Genomic DNA, 20,198 nt, shown 5'->3' with positions numbered 1-20,198 from the left:
CTATTTTTACCCCGCCTTTACTCTTTACCTATATGCAGCTGGTTTTTCGGATCGCTTTAACCTTGTACTTTATTCTGTGTGTTAGCTTAACTCATGCGGCTATTTTTATTGTTACCTCAAAGGCGGATATGGGACCGGGAACATTGCGGGATGCTATCAATCAAGCTAATGCCAATGGTACCACGGGTATGGATTACATTCACTTTAATTTGCCAGGTGTTTCACCAGATGATCATATTATCAGGATAGAAACGGAGATGCCGGTTTTGTCGTCTAATATCGAAATAGATGGTACTACCCAGCCGGGTACTGCTTTCGGAATCAGCCATGCCAAAGTAAAGGTGCTGAAAGATAACTACCATGCCGTTTTAAATGGATATAAAATGTTTTCCATAGTAGATGCTGACAACGTAAATGTCTACGGTATGTACCTGGAGATTACACCGGCATGGAATACCGATGGTACATATTGCATGAATGTTACGAGTAGCAGTAACATCACGATTGGTGCAAAGGATAAGGGAAATGTGCTGATTGCATCCGATGGTTTGATCATGGGACTGGGAGGAACCACCACAGACCTGCATATTGCCTATAACCTGCTGGGGGTTAATCCTGATGGGGTGAGTATTCCAGCCTATATTATGTCTTATCCGTCTATTGTATTATTGGGAGCCGGGAACGTAGAAATAGATCATAACCAGATATGCTCCTGGGTCCGTATAGGAGAGAACTTTTCTATGCTGGTGCCTCTAGGAAAGCGCAATTACAAAATACATGATAATATTGGTGGCGGCGATTATACCGGTACCCGAAAAATTGGTAGCGCTTTGTTCTCTATTTCAACTTATCCCCGAACAGATATCCGGGGTGATAATAATATCGAAGTATTGAACAATCATGTGCTGGAAGGCTATTTTTCATTGGGAGGAGGATATGGGACCGTGTTAATACAAGGTAATAGGATTAATACAGATATTGCCGGTACTACCAGGACAGGCCAGGTTTACGCAAATTGTACCATAGAATTGTTTAGAGTACAGAAGGCATTGATAGGAGGGAGTAAGCCCAGTGAGAAGAACTATATATCCGGTTTCTTTGGTGGGGTATCCTGTTCGTACGACGAGCATGTTACTATCACGAAGAACAGTATTTTTTGCAATGGAAAAGGCATTGTCTCAAGAGAAACGGTTTTCGTTACCGCTTTTACCCCAACAACCGTGTCCGGAACCAGTGAGCCTGAGGCTATTATAGAGGTATTTGATGCCGACAATTGTTCCGGTGCAGAGGATGGCTGCGAGGGGAAAGTATATCTCGGCACTACAATAGCAGATGCCAATGGTAAATGGTCTTACACGGGCGCGTTGCCCGAGAATGTGGTGGTAACGGGTACCAACAAAGAAGGCGCTACTTCTGAATTTACCAGGGCAACTATCAATCAGGACCGGGCAGATGTAACAAATTCCTTTTGTGGTAAACCTGGCAGTATTAAAGGGATTAAAGTAACCGGAGCTGTTGTGCTTCAATGGGAGGATGCCTCGGGAAAGGTGGTTGGACACGACGAAGTGCTGACTGCTCCTCCTGGCAAATATACCCTGTGGGCAAATACCAATAACAACCCTCACGGTAAATGTGCCGTTTCTTGCTATTATACCATTCTTGGTGTACAACCCGGTTTGACAACGGAACAGGTAAAGCTGGTGCATCCCTGTCATGATAAAAATGGCGCCATATACAACATAACAGATAAGACAAGTTATTATACCAGCAAATACAAATGGTTAAATGAAAAGGACGAAGTAGTAGGAACCAGTGCTAATCTTACAAATGTTCCGGCCGGTACTTATCGTTTATATGCTTATATAACTGACGACTGTTTCGCTGTATCAGATCCGATTGTGCTCACTGACAACACACCACCAACCGTAAGTATCAGTACCGCCAAGATACAGGATGCCACCTGCAGTGACGCAAACGGCGCTATCAGTGGGATCAATGTAACCGGCGTATCGCCTTACACCTTCAGATGGCTCAACGAGAATTCAGATGTGGTGGGCACGGATGTAAGCCTACAGAAAGTGGCTCCGGGAGAATATCGGCTCGAGCTGACCGATAATTCCGGGTGCGTGCCTGTAACGACAGATGGCATAAAAGTGAAAGGAGTAGGAACGATCAGTGTGGATGCAACGAATGTAAAGATTATACCTGCTGGCTGTGGGACACAGGGTGGAACTATCAGCGGCTTAGGAGTTGTTGGTGCAGATACTTATACCTGGCGCAATGAAGCTGGTAACACAGTGGGAACGGGTTTGGATCTGAAGAACATTCCGGAAGGCAATTTTCAATTAACGGCGACCAATAAATATTCCTGTAGCGCACAAACTACATGGTATAAAGTCAATAAAGCCATGCCTGCTCCCTGGGTGGTAAATGGTGACGTACAATTCCCGGTTTGTAACGAGGCTAATGGTAGTATACAAATCAATAACATTCAGGGTAATGTGATTAAATCGCTCAAATGGATGAATGCTACCACCAACAGTATCATCAGCAACGAGCGAAATGTAAGGAATGTGGGACCGGGAAATTATACCTTATACATCACTGACGAGAATGATTGTGAACAGCAGGCCTATACAACGGAAATTCCACAACGAACAGCCCCTTTGCTATCAGGCTCCCCACTGGTTACAGATGAAACGTGTGGCTTTGCGAATGGTAGTATTCAAGCGCCGGCGATCAACGGAGAAGCGCCTTTTACATATCGCTGGAAAACTGCCAATGGTCGGGAGGCAGGTAACGAGTCACAGTTAAAGGGTGTAGGGAAAGGGGTGTTTACGCTAACGGTAACAGATAAATATGGCTGTATTACTACCTCAAGCCCCGCGATCGTGAATAATAGGGAAGCGCCGATTATTTCTCCCGGCGATCTGTATTATACTATTGGTAAAGGACAGCCAGTTGAATTAAAATGGACTTATAATACGCCCGTTTTATTTACACTTTATGCAGATGTCAATCTGACTCATAAAATCAGTCAGAATAGTACAGGTAACTTTTCATTGCCGGCACTATTTGTTGACACCCGTTATTATGTAACTGCCGGCATGGATATATGTACCAGCAAGGCGGGCGTGGCTTATGTGAAAGTAATAGATCAAACAGATGTGTATGTCCCAACCGCTTTTACACCCAACGGAGACGGATTGAATGATATATTCAGGCCCCGTTATATAGGCATCGCTTCCCTGGAATACTTTAAGGTATTCGACCGTTGGGGACGTCTGGTGTTTTCCTCCAATGTACTGGGTGCCGGCTGGGACGGACAAAATGCGGTTAATGGAAGTTATGTTTATATGATCAGCGGGAAAGATTTATTAGGAAAGCCATTCTCTAAGCAAGGCAGTGTGGTATTAATCCGATAGCAATGCGCTGACTTTTGTTTAATATCTTCCCGGAAGGTCATGATACCAGCCATTTTTGTTGCMATTCCTGCATGAATGTTGGGAGGAATGGTTGCATGATTTCATCTTTAAGGAATACCTGTTCTGTAGATCCGGTACACGCTATTTCCTGGTTGTCCAGGTTTACTATTTCATAATTAAAGATGAGCTTGGAAAGTTTGGTAGGCACGTAAGTCGTTCTGATCAGAATTTCGTTTCCTATCTTTAGTGGTTTTTTGAATTGAATTTGTATATTGATAAGGGGAAGCTTAAATCCCAATTCGAGCAGACGTTGATTAGAGATATCGTAAACTTTCCCGAATTCCTGTCTCCCTAATTCAAAGTAGGCCGCATAGTTTCCATTCCATACAATCATATAGCTGTCTACCTCATTGAATCTGACTTCGGTAATCTTTTCTGTGAATAAAAGAGGGTTCATGTGCAAGGATTGAGTGGAGTGAGCGTATCAGGTATTTAGGAAATAAGATGACTATTATTGTTACTAAATATAAGTATTAATAGGAAAACTTTATAAAARAGTATATGCCGTTAATCAGCTTTGGTGCGCTATATCTGCGGACGCATTTGTTGCCCTTATATGAAAAATTCCCGGATTCAACTGTATTATTCCTCAGCAATCCCAGGGTGCAGGATGCTATTAACCCCTCACATCCACCTGTTGTGAAACCCAATAGAGAGGGCATATTCCATGAGTCATTATTACTTTCTTCGGAAGAGCTGTTCAGAGAATTGGGGAAGGACTTTTCTTCAGACGAACGGGGGTACCAGAAGGCCCGGAGGAAGTTGTTCCGGTATTATATCAGGATGTCTTCGAGATGCACGCCGTTTGGTATTTCAGGTGGGGTAGCAGTTAGTGAAATAGGTGATGTTACATCGATGACGCTGGGTAATGCTGGTACGCATAGAAAGTATACCCGACTTAGCTTTCGACTGATGGATCAGGTAGCCAAAATGTTGATGGCTGATGAAGGAAGTAAGATGAATATTTCTTTTTACGCGAACAACCTGAGTTTTATTGATGATAAAACGATACGTTTTTTTAAACTGTCTGTTTTCCCATATGTGCAGTCAAGCATTCCATTTTCTGCGCTAATTCAGCAGATAATGGACTTCGCGGCGACACCTAAAAAGATAGACGACATTGTAGCCTATATTGATACATTGATCACAGCAGACAAATCGCAGCTGGTACATCTTTTAATGAAGTTGATCGATCTGGAATTACTGGTTCCGGATATATTACCGGATCTTTTTTCCAAAGATCTGACACTGGATTTTCTTCGGAAAATAGTTTCATTCCCGGTTGCGGAGAAGATAGCTGCTATTGCAGACACAATTGGTAAGTATAATGAACTGGCCGTTGGAGAAGGTATTCCGGTTTATCTGGAGGCTTGTCAAATGGCAGAGGAATTAGTAGGCGACGGTTTGAAGCCTTTCCACCTGGACCTGCAATTGACAATGGGGGATAACAGGATTGGAAAGGAGGTTGTTGATACATTGAAAGATGGTATTCGTTTCCTGCTGGAGCTCAAGCCCCAGGAGGAAACCCGGTATATGAAAGCATTCTGCGAGGTTTTTAAACAGCGGTATGGTAAAGAGGAAGTACCGCTGCTAAAAGTGTTGGATGAGAAACGTGGTATTGGGTTTATTTTTTTAGATACACCGGTTCCACTGTCTGCGATGTTTAATCTTCCAGAATTAACCAGGAAGAAGGAACAGATTTCGCGACCTGGTCAATGGGATACCTTCATTGCCTATAAGCTCGGGCAGTATAAGCACAACGGAGGGGGGGACACATTAGAGCTGATTGACGAGGATCTGAAAGTGATCGCTGCCGGCTATGGAATACCAGATATAGAAGGGATCATAAGTTGTTCTTTTAATTTGCTGGCAGCAGATAACAATGCCATAAACCAGGGAAATTATCAGTTGTGCCTGGATGAAATTACAGTGGGCCGCTCCGGTAATCGTAAGATGGCCCGGTTTGGTATTGGGAACGGGAAAATTGATGAGCAACTGGCCAAATGTGCATGGTATGAGGAAGCGGTTTATGCTGCAAAGGGTGTCACGTTGGCTGAAGTAAACTATTTGCCTCCCGGTGGTGTTCATGGCGATATATTAGTGAGGAAAAACTACTATCAGCATGAGATATTGCTGGGGACTGTGGGGAATAATGAAAGCAGATCATTTACCGCGGATGATTTGCTGGTATGTTGTATTGATGATCGGATCTGGATTCGCTCGGCCTCAACAGGGCAGCTATTATTGCCGCGGGCAACAACAGCTTACGATCATTTTGTTAGTAGTTCCTGTATTATTAATACTTTTTTATCGGAACTGCAATTCCAGGATAAGGTGAATGCTGTTTGCTGGGACTGGGGGATGGCAGGTGGGAGCATGACACATTTTCCACGGGTCGTCTATAAGCAATGCATTTTATCTAAAGCAGCATGGCTTGTATTGCCTTCCGCTTTCTCAGATGATATGTATACAGATTTATCATCCTGGATATTGGCCTTCGGTGAATATGCTTCAGCGGAGCATTTGCCAATATATCTTAACTATATCGGGAACAGTGATCAGAAGTTATTAATAGACAGGAACAACATTGATTGCCTGCAGGTACTGTATGCTGAACTGAAAGAGGGAAAGCGTGTTTTCCTGGAGGAGTTTCTTTTTTTACCAGAAACCGCATTCCTGGAAGATGCAGCAGGAAATAAGTATGCCAGCGAGTTTTGTATTGCGCTGGCAAAGGAATCTGAATCGACGGATTTGCAGATGAATGCTGCGGAGGAAAAAGAAGGTGAGCGGTGTTTGGTAGGGAACCTGTTTATGAACCCTTATCTGATGGACAAGCTATTGCTCCACTTGCACGAGCAACAACTTTTTGCAACAACCGGTACATCTGTTTATTTTTTTGAAAGAACGATTGGAAAGAATTCCTGCCTGTGTATTTATATAAGAATTGCCCATCAGTATAGTGAGGATAGTATACAACAGTTAGTGAGTGAATGGATAGCTGACTATCCGGATCGTTCGGCAATCTGGCAGGTAAGCTTCGAAGTAAAACGTTTGAATTTTACAGCAACAGAATTATATCTGCGGTGGAAAGACTCACTACTGGCACTTGATCTATTAGCATGTATGCAGCAACGCCAGTTACTGATGAATTATGATCACAGGTTATTGGTATTGACATTAGTGTTATTCAATAAGCTCTCGCTGTATGGTCGTAACGAAGAGAGGATGATAGCGATAGGTAATGAAATAAAAGCTGACCAGCAACGGCGTGTTGGCGGAATAAGCTCACCTAAAGGATTATTCCGGGATCAGCTGGCGTTATTGCTGCGGGATTTTGATGTTTTTTTTCAGCCTGTTGTCCGGATACTTGAAGCATACAGTAGCAAGATGCATGAAGCATYTCAGCAACAACCATTATCAGATGTTGAATACGCTGCGTCTTTAACAGCTGAAATAACCGATGTTGCCAACAAACTGATGTATCATCAAATAAGTCCGCAGGAAATATTCCTTACGGCAGATGGCTGTTTGTGTTTAATTAAACAGGAACCTTATCTGGAGAAGCACCGTAATAAACAATTCCGCTGGAAACCAGTCAGTCCGGAATCTTAAGCTATTACCCGGCGGGAGTATACCTGTTAGTGAAAAATAAGCGTTGTCCTGATGATATTTTAAGATGTGTTACCAGCGATAAGATGACATTTTGTGTAACGGTATCATTTTTATGTAACGCGTTTTTTTTCAGTACCTCACTGATATGAATGAGCAGGAAGAATTTTAATTTATCATAACGCTGGTCTCTTTCAGCAATGAATTGATGAGCAATAGGAAGAAATTGTTGGTAGTCTTCCTGATAGTAAGTGGACAAGGCCTGATAATAGTCGTATATCACTTCATCTTCAGCTGATTTTATGCGGAAGTTTACAATGTGCTCAAATGATAGCTTGAATAATCGTAACGCCTGCTCTTCTCCATCGTTTATTTTTGCGGTGAGTGCAATGCCATATAGCTCTGTGAATATCTGCACAATCATGGCAGATCTCAGGTAAGAGGTTTCTTCTTTTTCAATGTCAATCATTCCTGGTTGCAGGTCCTGGAATGGAAACTGATCATCTATCATATAGCTTATTACATGACCGGCCAATGTAATGGCCGCAGGTATTTTATGTTGGGTAACATATATGCGGCAGATATTGTGATACTGCTGAATGCGGTGAAGGGTGAGGAAATGAAATCCTTCCGCCTCAAGTACGATATCATTTTGCAATGCCTGATGTAGTAATTGCATGGCTTTATCATGCTTGTTTTTTTTATAGTAGAGATATGCTTTTGCTGGTAGCCCTGTAACATCAAGATAGCGCCGGTACACTTTCTTCGGCTGTATAGCGGTTACTTGCCGGGAGGCATATTGGAAGTGAAATGCACTTAAGTTGATTTCATTTCTTTTAGCTGCATGAAGACCTTCCTGGTACTGCTTGAAGATAAAGTTGAGTGGCATCCGTTCTTCTTCAGAAATTTTCTTATTAAATAAGTCATTCCATAGGTCAGTAAAATAGTCGGGCGGATCTTTTTGTTGTGCAGCACTATACCTTGGTAAGGATAACGAATGCAATGATGTTAAGGCGTGAGTAAGGGGAGATGTGTGCATATATTGGGTTTGGGGGGCAATGTCGGAATAAAAAATTATAAAGGGCTGAAAAAAATTTTTTTTGAAAAATTGGAATTTATAAACAAAGCTTATATATTTGATTCAATTAGAGAGGACTAAGACCCATACAAAACCCAAATCCGTATAATTAGAAGAAGGCCCAAAAGAAGCTCGATAATTTGTAGGTATAAACAACTGTTTTAAATTTTACAGATTAGAAAAAACCTTATCAAAATAGCAATTGCATTATAACTGACAAATCTGAATTATGACTGGTGTACCCTTGCCTGTAATTCGCCCTGAATCTGCGTCTGCTAATGGCTAGATGCGTTTTCATGTAAACATTTATCGGAAAAAAAGTAGTTAATAAGGCCCCCCGTTTATCGTACTCAAACGGGTGCTTATATTGCTGTGTGATTGTTTGATTACCATTCCTGACGAATGTGTTTGCCTGGCAATTTTTCAATTTTTTTGCGTATTTATTTTTTGTCCGGAAAGTGATATTCATTTTCTGTGCAGCGTTTTCGTGCATAATTTTTTCGTTTAGTCGTTAACGTGAATCCATCTGTTTTCATTGAAGTAGCCTTGAAGAAGGCTGTTTTCGATGCGGGGTTTTATTGATGAAATTGATGTCGCTTAATAAGAACGCCGTGGCTGGAAACTTATTTAAGTAACCCGGTCTCATTCAGGGACAGGTATTTTCAATCACCAATTTTATCACTAAAAACAAGTAATCATGAAGAAAAATGAAAAACAACTGGCAGGAAAGCCTGTTGCTCTTGACTTGAAAGATGCACTTTCTGTCATCGAACTGGAAGAAAGGCATGAAATGACCGTTGCCAGTCAGGCTTTGTCTTGCGGAGATAACACCTCCTGCAACCAGAGCTGTGGTAAAACAAAAGAACCTGCTGCTGCTGTTGAATAGTAGTAACAGTTTTCTTTTGATAATTCGTTAACAGACTAGTTGTAATACTACTGTTTCGGATTTTCCTTCATTCCTTTTTATTCATCCGTGAAAATTTAAAACATGAAAAACAACGACATCAAACCAGCAGTTAAAGCAATCGCGCTGGACCTGAAAAATGCACTCTCTGTTATTGAACTGGAAGAGCGCCATGAAATGACGGTAGCCAGCCAGGCACTGAGTTGTGGTGATAACCAAACCTGCAACCAGAGCTGTGGTAAAACAAAAGAACCTGCTGCTTCTGTTGAATAGTTTCTCCTGCCTTAATACTCCGTTAAGGAGTATTAAGGCTACTTTTTGTCTGATTATTTATTCACTATCCATCTAAATAGAAATGAAAAACAATAGTAACATTCCTGTTGGTTTTGAATTGAATACCGCTCTTTCCATCATTGAGCTGGAAGAAAGACATGAAATGACTACTGCCAGCCAGGCATTAAGCTGTGGCGATAATACTTCCTGCAACACCAGTTGTGGTAAAACAAAAACACCAGCTGCCAGCTGATAATCTATATGGCCGTCATATTTCCTCCCGGATATATGGAGGCCTATAAGAACGTACCAGCCCAGGCGTGAACCCGTGAGAGTGGGAGTCTTAACAACCTAACCGTTGTTAAGACTTATTTCTCCCTTATTTATTTCTCAAAGTATGGCTATGAAACTGAAATTATCTGATTATACTATCACTGCCAGCATACCAGGAACGGCTTCTAATGAGGATATCCGGATACTGTTTGCTGCCAGAACAGGAAAGATGATTCACGTCAAAAATATACTGTATAAGAGATTAAAGAAGGGAAACCTGGAAGGCATTCCTGCTGCAGTTGTATCCATGCTCATGGACTACCAGATCCTGGTGCCCGGACACGAAGATGAATGGGAATACGTTCTGCAGAGAAATAAAGCCATCTCCATGGATAGCCGTAAAAGAAAATGTCTGGTGTTGGACTTCCGCGAAAAGCAACCAGACAAGCGTCGGTTATCTATACAGCTACAACAGCTGATTTCCATGTCAGCTAAGCAGACGCCGGTATCTTTATTTATATTCTGTACTACCGATACAGTAAAGAATCAACAGGATATTGCTGATCTGCAGGAGCTCCTGTTACCCTTCTCCTCCGCACAATACAAGCTTCACCTGATAGGGGTGGATATACTATCCTCCAAATGTTTGCAGCATTGGTATGCTACTTTTCAGATGGCGCATATCGATCTGCTTATAAAAGATAATTGCAACAGCAGCAGAGAAGAGCAACTATTGCTGTTGGAGGAAATGTTGACGGATATGAAAGGATTCATTACTCCTCAAAACTTCAGAACCTTTATTCTTACCGACATTTCGGATAGTCTGTCCTATACCTTCTGGATAAATGAACTACATAGCAAATCGCTACAATTGGCCTATAACATTCAGATAGTACCAGACTCGGCACCTATAGCTAATTTATCTGCAAAGGTCCGGGCGGAACTGGAACTGCCTTTATTGAAGTTGTTGAAGACGCATCGATTTATGGTAAACGTAATACCGACTACAACAGCAAAGTTTACCACTACGTTGGCGATGACTGAGGATAATTTTCGCGGATTTTATGTTATTAACGGAGAAGGATTACCCGATAAAGACGACCTGTCTTTCATTTCGCAGGGCATCAGATGGAAAACTTTTCCGGATAATAGTTTCTATAAATTGCTACGCACAGGTAGATCTGCCTGTAGCAAATGCCGGTTGTTGCCCATTTGTGGCGGGTCCCTGGAAAGCGCTGTGCGCAAGAACCCTGATTGTCCCGCCTATAAATATAACCTGATAGACAGAATTCACATTTTTTCAAAATCATTTAACTAATACTGACTATGAAAAATGATAAGATAAAATCCTTACTGCAGGAGGTTAAAAATAGAAGCGGAGAAGAAGGCAATAAGAGAGCCGTCAGGGTGGAAGAACAAATTTTGCAGGATCTCAATCGGGAATTTTCTGCAAAAGAAAATGGCAAGCATTCAAGTTTTAGTGTTAGCAGCAATGTTAAAACAGCTACCAAGTAGTTTTTACCTTAAAAATAACAGCGCATGGAAATTGTAAAATCCAGATATACCATTATCACTGACAGCTTCTATTCTGCTAAGTTTGGACAGGAAGTCAGGGTGGTATATAATACCCGTACCGCCCGTGCAATGATAGTGACAGCGCAGGTGTATGAGCAATTGATGAATAATGATTTTGACCAGCTTTCATTTGAAACACTGGAACAGCTGACAGAGATAGAAGCGATTGTGCCGGCTGGTGAAGATGAATTGAATACGGTGGTACAACGAAATCACGCCTCTATTAAGGACGACGTGACACTCAACTTTATCATACAACCTACTGCCCAATGCCAGCTGGGATGCGATTATTGCGGACAGCAACATACCAAAAAAGCTATTGGCCAGGATTACTATGATAAGATATTGCAACGTATCGAATTTAAACTGCAGAACGGCCACTATAAGCACCTGCAAATCTCCTGGTTTGGTGCAGAACCGCTGATGGGATGGAAGAACATACAGGAGCTAACTCCGCTGATCAAAGCACTGGGAGCGCGTTACAACTGTAGCTACAGTGCGCTCGTGGTGACTAATGGACTATCCCTCAAGGAGAATATCTTCCATGATCTTGTTACAAAGTATGCTGTCAATTTTATTGAGGTAACGCTGGATGGTACAGCCACCGCTCACGATGCACGAAGACATACCAAAGAAGGCAGAAGTACCTATGACCTGATTTTCCGAAACCTGTTGCAGATCAGTCAGATGGAGAATTTTGCAGATTACCCGGTGGAGCTGTCCATACGTTGCAATGTGGACCACCGGAATAAAGACAGCGTAGTGCCGCTGATTCACGAACTCGCGGCTCATGGACTACAAGAGAAAATGAGCTTTTATATTGCGCCAATTCATTCCTRGGGGAATGATGCGCACCTGTTGTCCCTGACCAAGGAAGCTTATGCCAACTATGAAATAGACTGGATCATTGAAATGGCCAGACATAATTTCAAGCTATCTGGACTGATACCCGGTCGTAAAGAAATTGTATGTGTATCGGTTTCGAATGATGCAGAGGTGATAGACGCCTATGGAAATATCTTCAACTGCACGGAGGTGCCATATGTACCCGTATATGACGACAGTCATTATTTATTAGGCAATCTGAAGCACACACCGGCGGACGTACAGGAGAATAAACGCGTTTATCAGGACTGGAATGAGCGGGTGTTAAATGATAATATCACGTGTAGTAGTTGCCGGATGTTACCGGTTTGTGGTGGTATGTGTCCTAAATCCTGGGCGGAAGGGAATGCTGCTTGCCCCAGCAATAAATTAAATATCGAAGATAAACTGATTCTTGCTCACTTATATACTAATGAAGGACTATTTAACTAACGGTTATGGAGCCAACAATTGTTTTTACACTAGCGGAAATTAATACAGTAAAGTTGCTTACGGCCAACATGGTAGTTAATCCGGAAGTGGGGCAGGCAAAGAATATCTATACGGGTTACCTGGGTGAACTGCTGAAAGAGAACCTGGATAAAGCGGCTACAGATGAACTGGCACAGCTACTTTATTTTAGTAGTCTTAGTAAAAAATGCTATACCGCTGCCAGTGAGAAAAAGAAGAACGAAGCCGGGGTATATGCACGGACGCTTCATGATATGTTGGAGCGTTTATCCTCCCGGGTATTGACAAGCCTTATGGCTGCTCCATCGTTGGGATTTTACCTGCTCTCCGCGGAGAAATATGAACAAGCAATTGCTTATCTCGAAGAAGCCATTATCACTGCGGGAGAAAATAATTTACCGGTTTTTCGCAGCTGTCTGCAATTGCAGTTATCAAGGGCCTTTATCAAAGCCGGAGATGCCACCAATGGTACAGAAATCTTGATGACAGCATTGAGGGAGTGTATGCTTTCACCAAACGTATCTGAGAAAGCGACATGGCTGGTGCTCAATGAAGTGATGCGGTTCAATATATTGAACGCTGCTTTCAGGGAGGGCTATCTTTCCTTTATGACAGGCATTTTACCGGAATTATCTGCATCGGCGCATTCATACGTCGTTTGCAAGACCGCTTTTTTGGAGGAGCGTTATTCCGACTTCCTGCAAGCGTATCGTGACCTGGTGAAGGAAGCAATTAGTGCAAATGAAATACTGTTGATAGTAGATGTTTTCCGCGATATACTGGCACTTGTTCCGGAAAACGCAGATGAATTGATACCCGACTTTTCGGAGAAACTGGAACCCCTGTTTCCTCCGAAAATKAAGAAGTATATACTGGCCTACCTGGAGTCCTGATCTATTTCAGCCATTGTGTAAATGCAATACCTACGTTCACAAGATTATGCAGTACTATCGGAATTACCAGGGAGCCGCTGCAACGCAATAGTGCCATGTAAAAGAAGGAGCTAATAAAAGTGCTGGCGAAATAGAATATATCAAAGTGAATAGCAGGCAAGTCATTCAAGTGAAGCGCATGGGGAATGGCGAAGAGCAGGCATATAAAAACCATGTCTGCTGTAAAACTGAACGGACTTTTAGCAGCCGTAGGGTGGTGACGAAGAAACAGGAAAAGGTATACACCTCTGAAAGCCAGTTCTTCTGCGAGGCCAGGTAAAGTGGCTTCATAAAGAAATCTTTCAGTATTGACCACTTCTTTGTCGGACTGCAATATGTTAGGGAGCAGTTTGAATAGCAGCAGCCCCGCAGCAATCATCAATAATGTTCGCAGCTGTTCAGGTTTAAGGCGGGGGAGGTTAATCCGGAGGGCAGATATATCTGTTTTGTGAAACAGGAGCATATAGCCAGATAAAAACAGCAGGCTTAATAATTTGCCGAGCCAGTTATAAGCAAGGTGTGGGAAAAGTTTTAGCTCCCAACTACTGCCAAGTGATAACAGGCTTTCATTGATTAGAAATACGAACAAAAGAGCAATCAGGGGAGTCCATTTTTTAGGCGCCTTGTAAATGAAAGTGGGTAGTAACGCAAGTATAAAGGTGAGAAAACCGACAGCGGAGTTTGATAAGAACGTATTTGTCATATATGGGTTTTGAAAGTGGAAAATAATAAAAAATGGAACATAAAAACAAAATAGCATTGGTTACCGGAGGAAGCAGAGGTATTGGTAAGGCAATATGCCTGGATCTTGCTGCCCGGGGATTTTCTGTAACGTTTACTTATATCCGGAGCGGACAGGAGGCGGAAGTGGTTTTAGGGCAAATGAATGCACTAAGTGATCTGGGGCATGCTGCTTATAAGTGTGATATGAGCAGTTGGGAAGAAGTACAAGCCCTTTTTAAGGTATTAAAAGAGCACGATCGTTTACCCGAAGTGTTAGTGAATAATGCTGGTATTACTGGTGATAAGAAATTGTTTCTGATGACATCTCAGGAAGATTGGTGGAGGGTATTTGAGCATAACGTCAATAACATTTTACATACTACGCGGTTAACCTTGCCTGGTATGGTACGGAAGAAGGAGGGCGTGATCATTAATATTTCCTCTCTTTCTGCTAAGAAGGGGACGCCCGGGTCCTCTGCCTACGCGGCTTCCAAGGCAGCATTAATTGCCTTTACGAAATCGTTGTTCAAAGAGGTAGGTGGTTATGGGATCAAGTTTTTTACTGTGTCACCGGGAATGGTAATGACTGACATGGTAATGGGCGCGTCCCMGGATTTTTTTAAAGACAGATTGATCAACAGTCCTTTAAAGCGACTGGGAGAAGCTTCCGAAGTGGCAAACCTGGTGGGATACCTGGCTAGTGACGCCCCGCTCTTCCTGGGAGGCCAGGAAATAGGCATTGATGGATTACAGTAAATCAACTCATTTTAAATCTTCTCCTTATGAAAAAAAGAATTGTTATTACCGGAATGGGGGTGGTATGTGCCATTGGAAATGATATAGCGTCATTTACAGAGGGTATCCGGGAAGGAAGGTCAGGTATCCGGGATATTCAACCGGAGAGATTTAGTACGAACTATAAAGTATACCGTAACAATAAAGCCTGTACCATTGATCAGGATTATTATGAAGAATTGTATCGGCAAGATGATACCATTCTTAGTGAGTTTTCCCTGAATGCTATCCGCCAGGCCATTGCTAATGCAGGACTTCAGTGGACCCCTGATCTGGCCCGGCGTTGCGGGCTGTCATTAGGTTCCTCTGTGGGCGCCAACTTCGCGTTGATAAAATGGGCGAAGGAGTACCTGCAGTCGGAGGACGCATTGCCCAATATAAAAACTTCCGGCATCATTGCAGGAAATATTGCACGGCAGCTGGGACTTAAAGGACCACTCACTACTATCAATACTGCTTGCGCCGCCGGAACGAATTCCATTGGCCGTGCCTGTGATTTTTTGCGGGCAGGACGAGCAGAGCTGATGATTGCAGGCGGCGTAGATGTTTTTACAGATCATAGCTTCAGTGGTTTTAATGGACTCTTTGCGGTTTCCAGAAATGAATGCCGGCCTTTCGATCAACAGCGTGACGGACTGATATTAGGTGATGGTGCTGCATTTGTGGTGCTTGAACCCTATGAATCTGCTATGGCCAGAAATGCCACCATTTATGCGGAAGTGTTGGGATATGCTACCCTAAATGAAGCCTATCACGCCACTGCGCCTGTCCCCGATGGCTCTATGGCTTATCGCGTAATGACAGAAGCAGTAGCCCATTCCGGATTGAAACCGCAGGATATAACCTATATCAATGCTCATGGTACCGCTACCAAAGCAAATGATGAAATGGAGTACAAGGCCATACAAAGATTTGCAAATGGTAATGAAGTATACGTTAGCTCCTCCAAGTCGATGTTTGGTCATACACTTGGCGCTGCCGGCAGTATTGAACTGGTGGCTACTGCGCTGGGTATATACCACAATTTTATTCCCCCTACTATTAATATGCATCACCCCATGCAGGAGCCCGCAAGTGACCAGCTTGTGTTTGTAAAAGATAAGGCTATCGATAAAACTTACAGGTATGCGCTATCTTCTTCGTTTGGATTTGCCGGTAATATGGCTGCTATCATTCTGGAGAAAGCGAATAACTAATCCCCCGTTATTTATAAGTAAAAATATATTTTATGGAACTATCTATCATTCAAACAAAGATCAAGACAATTGTAATTGAAGTACTGAAACTCCCGCAAACCCCGGATGAAATCAGTGCTGAAACGCCATTTTTTTCTATGTCTCCCACCAACCCCGGACTGATTGAAGATTCGCTGGCTATCCTGGAAATATCGTCCCGTATAGCAGAGGAATTTGATATTGTACCTGGAGAAATAGACGAAAATACCTTTCAAAACATCGCTACACTTAGCGAAGCGATCAGAGAGAAGATTGCCGCCTGAAAATGATACGCAAGCTTTTAATTTTTTAGGGATGGGAACATCAACCAGACTTTTTGACTTTGACGAGATCAGGGCCGAATTTAACTATTATGAAAACATCCGTCAACAGGAACAGCGGAGGCAAAAGTTCAATATTGTTTCCGCTAACCTGTTGAATTTTCTGCCCGCTCTTTCCTTTGAAGAGCATGAACATTTTTTTAGAGAGTTAATGTCGTACAAAGCACTGGCTGTGTACGAAAGCAGTGTTCCATCAGGTATCAGTAACACGGTGATCACGGGGAATGCGGATATCCTGAAGCTCGCTACTTCACGTTCATTTATTTTCAGTCACTATCACCTGGGGCCTTATCGCGCATTTTTGGCCTTCCTCACCAGCAGGGATATCAGAATTGCAGTGCTGGTGGATGATACCGTGTATCAGCACCAAAAGGAGAGCTTTCAGAAAGATATTGACAGGGTCAGCGAATTTTACAGCAAACCCTTTAAAATTGAACTGATCAGTGTAGGGAATCCCACATCGCTGATTAAAATAGCGCAAAAAATTAAAGAAGGAATTTCACTTGTCGCCTATATGGATGGTAATTCCGGTATAGGTGGTATCACCAACATAAACCAGGATTTGTATATACCCGTCAATTTCCTGGGAGTGAATATTAATTGCCGCAAAGGGGTAGCCTTGCTTTCTTATATCACACAAACACCTATAGTACCGGCAATAGGGTTTTATGGTCATGAACGACAGGCGCATATTCAGTTGTACGATGCGATTATACCCGACAAACAAGTATATCCTTCCAGGGAGGATTATGTGGTTACCACCACGTTACGTTTGTTTCAATTGCTGGAGGAAAAAGTCAAATGTTATCCCCATCAATGGGAATCCTGGCTGTATGTACAAAAGTTTGTCAACATAGCAGCGCTCCACCAATTGGTGATGAAGGAAAGGGAAATATCGCCGGAAACAGCAACAGAAAATGTCCTGCTTTTCTTCAATCACCGGGAATTCGGGCTGTTCAAACTAGATAATGTTGGCTACCTGCTTGATAAAAGGCGGTATGAAAACTACCCGCTTGACGAAACACAGTACGAGCTACTATACCATCTTTCACAGCAATCAGCATTTACATGGAAGAATACGGCACTTACGGAAGAAACACAGTTGTTTTTACTGAACAGGAGAATAGTAAAAAAGATGCAGTCGGCGGCAATATCCTGATTCATGCGTTAAAGCATGCTACTGCACCTTACGCCGGTAAAACCGGCATTATTGAGGGAGGACATCATCTCACCTATGCTGGCATCTGGCAACAGGTAGAAGAGTTGTCGGTCGTTTTGCGCCGCAACGGCGTGAGTAACGGCACGACGGTGGTACTGTATTATGAGAATGGAATTACCCTGTCCTTATTATTTCTGGCAGTGCTTTCCTGTAACGCGGTACCCTTTGTAATAAATGGAGAACGGATGGATAGTGTTGATCTCAATAGTCTTCCTGCTGGCTTCCTGCTGATGCCTTCAGGAGAAGCAGTACCGGCTATTACGGATTCCCAGGTAAAGGAGGAAACATATCACAGGCATAGGTTTAGTATTTACCGGCGTACCGGCGAGGCGCCAATGCCGTTGCCAGTGCCGGGGGTATTGGTGATGAGTTCTGGTAGTACAGGAGCGCCGGGAATTGTTTTCCTGGGTTTACCTGGTGTGCTGGCGAATATGAAAGCCAATATAGCGGCCCTGGATATCCATGACGGTGATGTAACATTACTGGTGTTGTCTATGAGTTATTCTTATGGACTGTTGGCGCAATTCCTGTCGCATCTGTATGCCGGCGCTACTGTAGTAATAGCCGGAACAAGAGTATATCTTTTGCAATTGCCTGTATTGGTGAAAAAGTTTGGAATTACCACCTTGTTTACGGTGCCTGCTTTGTTGCGGCAATTACGTTGTTATTTATTACCGGAGAAAGGTAAGGACGACTTTACTACGCTGAGGTTGTTGACCATTGGTGGTAATTTCATAGATGCGGTAACGCTCAGAATGGCAATGACGCTCTTCGGTTGCCCGATAGCGAAGACATATGGGCTGGCAGAAGCTGGCCCGCGGGTGTGTACGCGAATATTGCACCAGCCCGATGAGGATGTATTTAACGTGGGGGTACCACTGAGAAATGTTAGTGTAGACATTGCCGGGTTGTCCGGGCGCACGCTAATGACCGGGGCGCCGGGGCGTATCCGGGTTAGGAGTACTTCTGTCGCATTAGCCTGTTTAAATAAAACGGTGAGTGGTATGATACCTGCCAGAGAATTGCTGACGGCTGACTATGGTTATTTAAACAATGATGGGGATCTCATTATACTCGGGAGAAAGAATGGGTATTTAAAGCTGGCTGGTAAAAGAATATGGTTTGCAGAAATTGAAAACCTGTTGTATGAAGAAGCCGGCATATTAAAGGTAAATATTACAAGGAATGGTAGCCGGATAACGGTGAATATACTGGTGGCTCCGCAGGTCAAACAGGATGCCGCCGCTTTGAGAGAACGAATCAGGATGGCTTTTGGTATATCTCTTTTTGATAGAACAACCATCTGTTTTGTAGACCCGGCATATTTTAAATTCCTGAAGTAATGAAGGCCCCACATTTTATTTACTGGACACAGTTGCCAACAGATGACAGGAAGTCGCAAACCTTATATGCCCGCTGCCTGTTGTCGTACGCCATTCAACAAATAACAGGTAGAGAAATAACGCCTGCTGTGTTGATGGAACAACTATGTTATACAAATAAAGGAAAACCATTCCTGCCAGGTGAGGCACTTGAATTTAGCATTTCACACAGTGGTAATATAACAGTGGTGGCTATGGGAAAGAATAGCCGGGTAGGAATAGATATAGAATTTGGAAAGAAGAAAATTTTGCAGCAATACCACGACTTGTATATGCATGCGGATGAACTGACCTTGCTGGGGGAGTGTAAGTCCAACGCTGATGCATATTGTACGCAGGTATGGACAAAGAAGGAGGCCATTGCCAAATTATTCGGTGAAGGCTGGTCAATAGGCTATCGGAAAATAAATACGACACTTTCTGCCAACAGTGTGGAAGTGGCAGATAAAAATTTTTTTATAACGGCAGTACACCTGTTGGAGAATATTTGCTGTACCCTGGCATCTGAAGTATCCAATAGCTATGTTGTCCATTTTGTACCACTGGCTGTTTTGCCAGGCATCCATGAAAGTTATGAACCAGTTGAACCCAACAGCAACGGAAAAGCAAATGTTTCCCGCGCCTGAGCAATTGTTACCGCATCGGCGGCCTTTGTTACAGATAGATGCTATCCTCGGCTGGCAACCGGGAATATCATTACAGGCAACGAAGCTGGTGGAAGATAACCATCCTTTCTTCGAAGGTCATTTTCCTGGTTATCCGATTCTTCCAGGCGTAGTGTTGATAGAAATGCTCTACCAGGCCGGTGGTCTCTTTGCCCGGATGGAAACCTGGCAGGCAACTACAGCTGAAAACCGCGCTCCTGGAATTGGAAAAGCGATTAAGATCACACAGGCTATTTTCAGACAGGAAGTAAGACCAGGTATGTTATTGCATATTGATGTGGCGCTCAAACAGCGTATACACGGATTTTATGTGTTCAATGGCACCATTACATCATCAGATACAATGGTGGCAACGGCAGAAGTAACTATTCAGGTGGTAAGTTAAAAATCGCTTT

Annotated in this window: 19 protein-coding genes; 16 read left to right on the top strand and 3 right to left on the bottom strand. The window is 43.0% G+C overall.

Annotated features, from left to right (window positions below; all coding sequences use genetic code 11):
* The first annotated feature begins 128 nt into the window (after positions 1-128).
* A complete protein-coding gene (locus AC1DFM_RS24050) occupies positions 129-3,425 on the top strand; it encodes a T9SS type B sorting domain-containing protein (protein WP_477079311.1) in 3,297 nt (1,098 codons plus the stop codon).
* Between the two features lie 37 nt (positions 3,426-3,462).
* On the opposite strand, the gene AC1DFM_RS24045 is transcribed toward AC1DFM_RS24050, so the two are convergent.
* Positions 3,463-3,882: an acyl-CoA thioesterase gene (locus tag AC1DFM_RS24045; protein WP_477079310.1), complete on the bottom strand. Its 420-nt coding sequence runs from the start codon at positions 3,880-3,882 to the stop codon at positions 3,463-3,465.
* 104 nt (positions 3,883-3,986) lie between these two features.
* Between AC1DFM_RS24045 and AC1DFM_RS24040 the strand changes: the two genes are divergently transcribed.
* The gene (locus AC1DFM_RS24040) at positions 3,987-7,097 is read left to right on the top strand and encodes a lantibiotic dehydratase family protein (protein ID WP_477079309.1); all 3,111 of its coding nucleotides are present in this window, start codon (positions 3,987-3,989) and stop codon (positions 7,095-7,097) included.
* A gap of 4 nt (positions 7,098-7,101) precedes the next feature.
* Here the strand turns inward: AC1DFM_RS24040 and AC1DFM_RS24035 are convergent, their stop codons facing one another.
* Positions 7,102-8,133 (bottom strand): hypothetical protein, encoded by a 1,032-nt coding sequence (locus AC1DFM_RS24035; protein ID WP_477079308.1) that lies wholly within the window; start codon positions 8,131-8,133, stop codon positions 7,102-7,104.
* Between the two features lie 736 nt (positions 8,134-8,869).
* On the opposite strand from AC1DFM_RS24035, the gene AC1DFM_RS24030 reads away from it, so the two are divergent.
* The 7 genes from AC1DFM_RS24030 (at position 8,870) to AC1DFM_RS24000 (ending at position 13,425) form a co-directional block, all read left to right on the top strand.
* On the top strand, positions 8,870-9,058 hold the full coding sequence (locus AC1DFM_RS24030; RefSeq protein ID WP_477079307.1) for a hypothetical protein: 189 nt from the start codon (positions 8,870-8,872) through the stop codon (positions 9,056-9,058).
* Between the two features lie 102 nt (positions 9,059-9,160).
* Positions 9,161-9,349 carry a hypothetical protein gene (locus AC1DFM_RS24025; protein WP_477079306.1) on the top strand — a complete coding sequence of 63 codons (189 nt, stop codon included), beginning with the start codon at positions 9,161-9,163 and terminating at the stop codon, positions 9,347-9,349.
* Between the two features lie 82 nt (positions 9,350-9,431).
* Positions 9,432-9,602 (top strand): hypothetical protein, encoded by a 171-nt coding sequence (locus tag AC1DFM_RS24020; protein WP_477079305.1) that lies wholly within the window; start codon positions 9,432-9,434, stop codon positions 9,600-9,602.
* A 150-nt stretch (positions 9,603-9,752) separates the two neighbouring features.
* Positions 9,753-10,940 (top strand): hypothetical protein, encoded by a 1,188-nt coding sequence (locus tag AC1DFM_RS24015; RefSeq protein ID WP_477079304.1) that lies wholly within the window; start codon positions 9,753-9,755, stop codon positions 10,938-10,940.
* A gap of 8 nt (positions 10,941-10,948) precedes the next feature.
* The gene (locus AC1DFM_RS24010; RefSeq protein ID WP_477079303.1) at positions 10,949-11,137 is read left to right on the top strand and encodes a hypothetical protein; all 189 of its coding nucleotides are present in this window, start codon (positions 10,949-10,951) and stop codon (positions 11,135-11,137) included.
* A gap of 24 nt (positions 11,138-11,161) precedes the next feature.
* The gene (locus AC1DFM_RS24005) at positions 11,162-12,514 is read left to right on the top strand and encodes a radical SAM protein (RefSeq protein ID WP_477079302.1); all 1,353 of its coding nucleotides are present in this window, start codon (positions 11,162-11,164) and stop codon (positions 12,512-12,514) included.
* Positions 12,515-12,519: 5 nt separating this feature from the next.
* On the top strand, positions 12,520-13,425 hold the full coding sequence (locus AC1DFM_RS24000; RefSeq protein WP_477079301.1) for a hypothetical protein: 906 nt from the start codon (positions 12,520-12,522) through the stop codon (positions 13,423-13,425).
* Position 13,426: 1 nt separating this feature from the next.
* Here the strand turns inward: AC1DFM_RS24000 and AC1DFM_RS23995 are convergent, their stop codons facing one another.
* Positions 13,427-14,167: a CPBP family intramembrane glutamic endopeptidase gene (locus AC1DFM_RS23995; RefSeq protein ID WP_477079300.1), complete on the bottom strand. Its 741-nt coding sequence runs from the start codon at positions 14,165-14,167 to the stop codon at positions 13,427-13,429.
* A 32-nt stretch (positions 14,168-14,199) separates the two neighbouring features.
* Between AC1DFM_RS23995 and AC1DFM_RS23990 the strand changes: the two genes are divergently transcribed.
* The 7 genes from AC1DFM_RS23990 to AC1DFM_RS23960 are packed head-to-tail and all read left to right on the top strand — an operon-like array spanning position 14,200 to position 20,188.
* Positions 14,200-14,943 carry an SDR family NAD(P)-dependent oxidoreductase gene (locus tag AC1DFM_RS23990; RefSeq protein WP_477079299.1) on the top strand — a complete coding sequence of 248 codons (744 nt, stop codon included), beginning with the start codon at positions 14,200-14,202 and terminating at the stop codon, positions 14,941-14,943.
* Between the two features lie 26 nt (positions 14,944-14,969).
* Positions 14,970-16,178 carry a beta-ketoacyl-[acyl-carrier-protein] synthase family protein gene (locus tag AC1DFM_RS23985; protein WP_477079298.1) on the top strand — a complete coding sequence of 403 codons (1,209 nt, stop codon included), beginning with the start codon at positions 14,970-14,972 and terminating at the stop codon, positions 16,176-16,178.
* A 32-nt stretch (positions 16,179-16,210) separates the two neighbouring features.
* The gene (locus AC1DFM_RS23980) at positions 16,211-16,480 is read left to right on the top strand and encodes an acyl carrier protein (protein ID WP_477079297.1); all 270 of its coding nucleotides are present in this window, start codon (positions 16,211-16,213) and stop codon (positions 16,478-16,480) included.
* Between the two features lie 31 nt (positions 16,481-16,511).
* Complete coding sequence (locus tag AC1DFM_RS23975; RefSeq protein WP_477079296.1) at positions 16,512-17,696, top strand: lysophospholipid acyltransferase family protein; 1,185 nt, start codon at positions 16,512-16,514, stop codon at positions 17,694-17,696.
* On the top strand, positions 17,606-19,099 hold the full coding sequence (locus tag AC1DFM_RS23970; protein WP_477079295.1) for a class I adenylate-forming enzyme family protein: 1,494 nt from the start codon (positions 17,606-17,608) through the stop codon (positions 19,097-19,099). The genes AC1DFM_RS23975 and AC1DFM_RS23970 overlap by 91 nt, the downstream gene beginning before the upstream one ends.
* Complete coding sequence (locus AC1DFM_RS23965; protein WP_477079294.1) at positions 19,099-19,764, top strand: 4'-phosphopantetheinyl transferase family protein; 666 nt, start codon at positions 19,099-19,101, stop codon at positions 19,762-19,764. Before AC1DFM_RS23970 ends, AC1DFM_RS23965 begins: the two co-directional genes overlap by 1 nt.
* Positions 19,712-20,188, top strand: a complete 477-nt coding sequence (locus AC1DFM_RS23960; RefSeq protein ID WP_477079293.1) for a 3-hydroxyacyl-ACP dehydratase FabZ family protein — start codon at positions 19,712-19,714, stop codon at positions 20,186-20,188. Before AC1DFM_RS23965 ends, AC1DFM_RS23960 begins: the two co-directional genes overlap by 53 nt.
* Positions 20,189-20,198: the final 10 nt, after the last annotated feature.

Source organism: Chitinophaga sp. 05T412 (assembly GCF_056396465.1).
This window is presented reverse-complemented; position numbering and strand designations above follow the sequence as displayed.

Bases quoted from the DNA above. Each gene is read 5' to 3' on its own strand.
- AC1DFM_RS24030 (WP_477079307.1), top strand. From the start codon at position 8,870: ATGAAGAAAAATGAAAAACAACTGGCAGGAAAGCCTGTTGCTCTTGAC.
- AC1DFM_RS24010 (WP_477079303.1), top strand. From the start codon at position 10,949: ATGAAAAATGATAAGATAAAATCCTTACTGCAGGAGGTTAAAAATAGA.
- AC1DFM_RS23985 (WP_477079298.1), top strand. From the start codon at position 14,970: ATGAAAAAAAGAATTGTTATTACCGGAATGGGGGTGGTATGTGCCATT.
- AC1DFM_RS23970 (WP_477079295.1), top strand. From the start codon at position 17,606: ATGGAAGAATACGGCACTTACGGAAGAAACACAGTTGTTTTTACTGAA.
- AC1DFM_RS24035 (WP_477079308.1), bottom strand. From the start codon at position 8,133: ATGCACACATCTCCCCTTACTCACGCCTTAACATCATTGCATTCGTTA.
- AC1DFM_RS23995 (WP_477079300.1), bottom strand. From the start codon at position 14,167: ATGACAAATACGTTCTTATCAAACTCCGCTGTCGGTTTTCTCACCTTT.
- AC1DFM_RS23960 (WP_477079293.1), top strand. From the start codon at position 19,712: ATGAACCAGTTGAACCCAACAGCAACGGAAAAGCAAATGTTTCCCGCG.
- AC1DFM_RS24025 (WP_477079306.1), top strand. From the start codon at position 9,161: ATGAAAAACAACGACATCAAACCAGCAGTTAAAGCAATCGCGCTGGAC.
- AC1DFM_RS23975 (WP_477079296.1), top strand. From the start codon at position 16,512: ATGGGAACATCAACCAGACTTTTTGACTTTGACGAGATCAGGGCCGAA.
- AC1DFM_RS23965 (WP_477079294.1), top strand. From the start codon at position 19,099: ATGAAGGCCCCACATTTTATTTACTGGACACAGTTGCCAACAGATGAC.
- AC1DFM_RS24020 (WP_477079305.1), top strand. From the start codon at position 9,432: ATGAAAAACAATAGTAACATTCCTGTTGGTTTTGAATTGAATACCGCT.
- AC1DFM_RS23980 (WP_477079297.1), top strand. From the start codon at position 16,211: ATGGAACTATCTATCATTCAAACAAAGATCAAGACAATTGTAATTGAA.
- AC1DFM_RS24050 (WP_477079311.1), top strand. From the start codon at position 129: ATGGGACCGGGAACATTGCGGGATGCTATCAATCAAGCTAATGCCAAT.
- AC1DFM_RS24015 (WP_477079304.1), top strand. From the start codon at position 9,753: ATGAAACTGAAATTATCTGATTATACTATCACTGCCAGCATACCAGGA.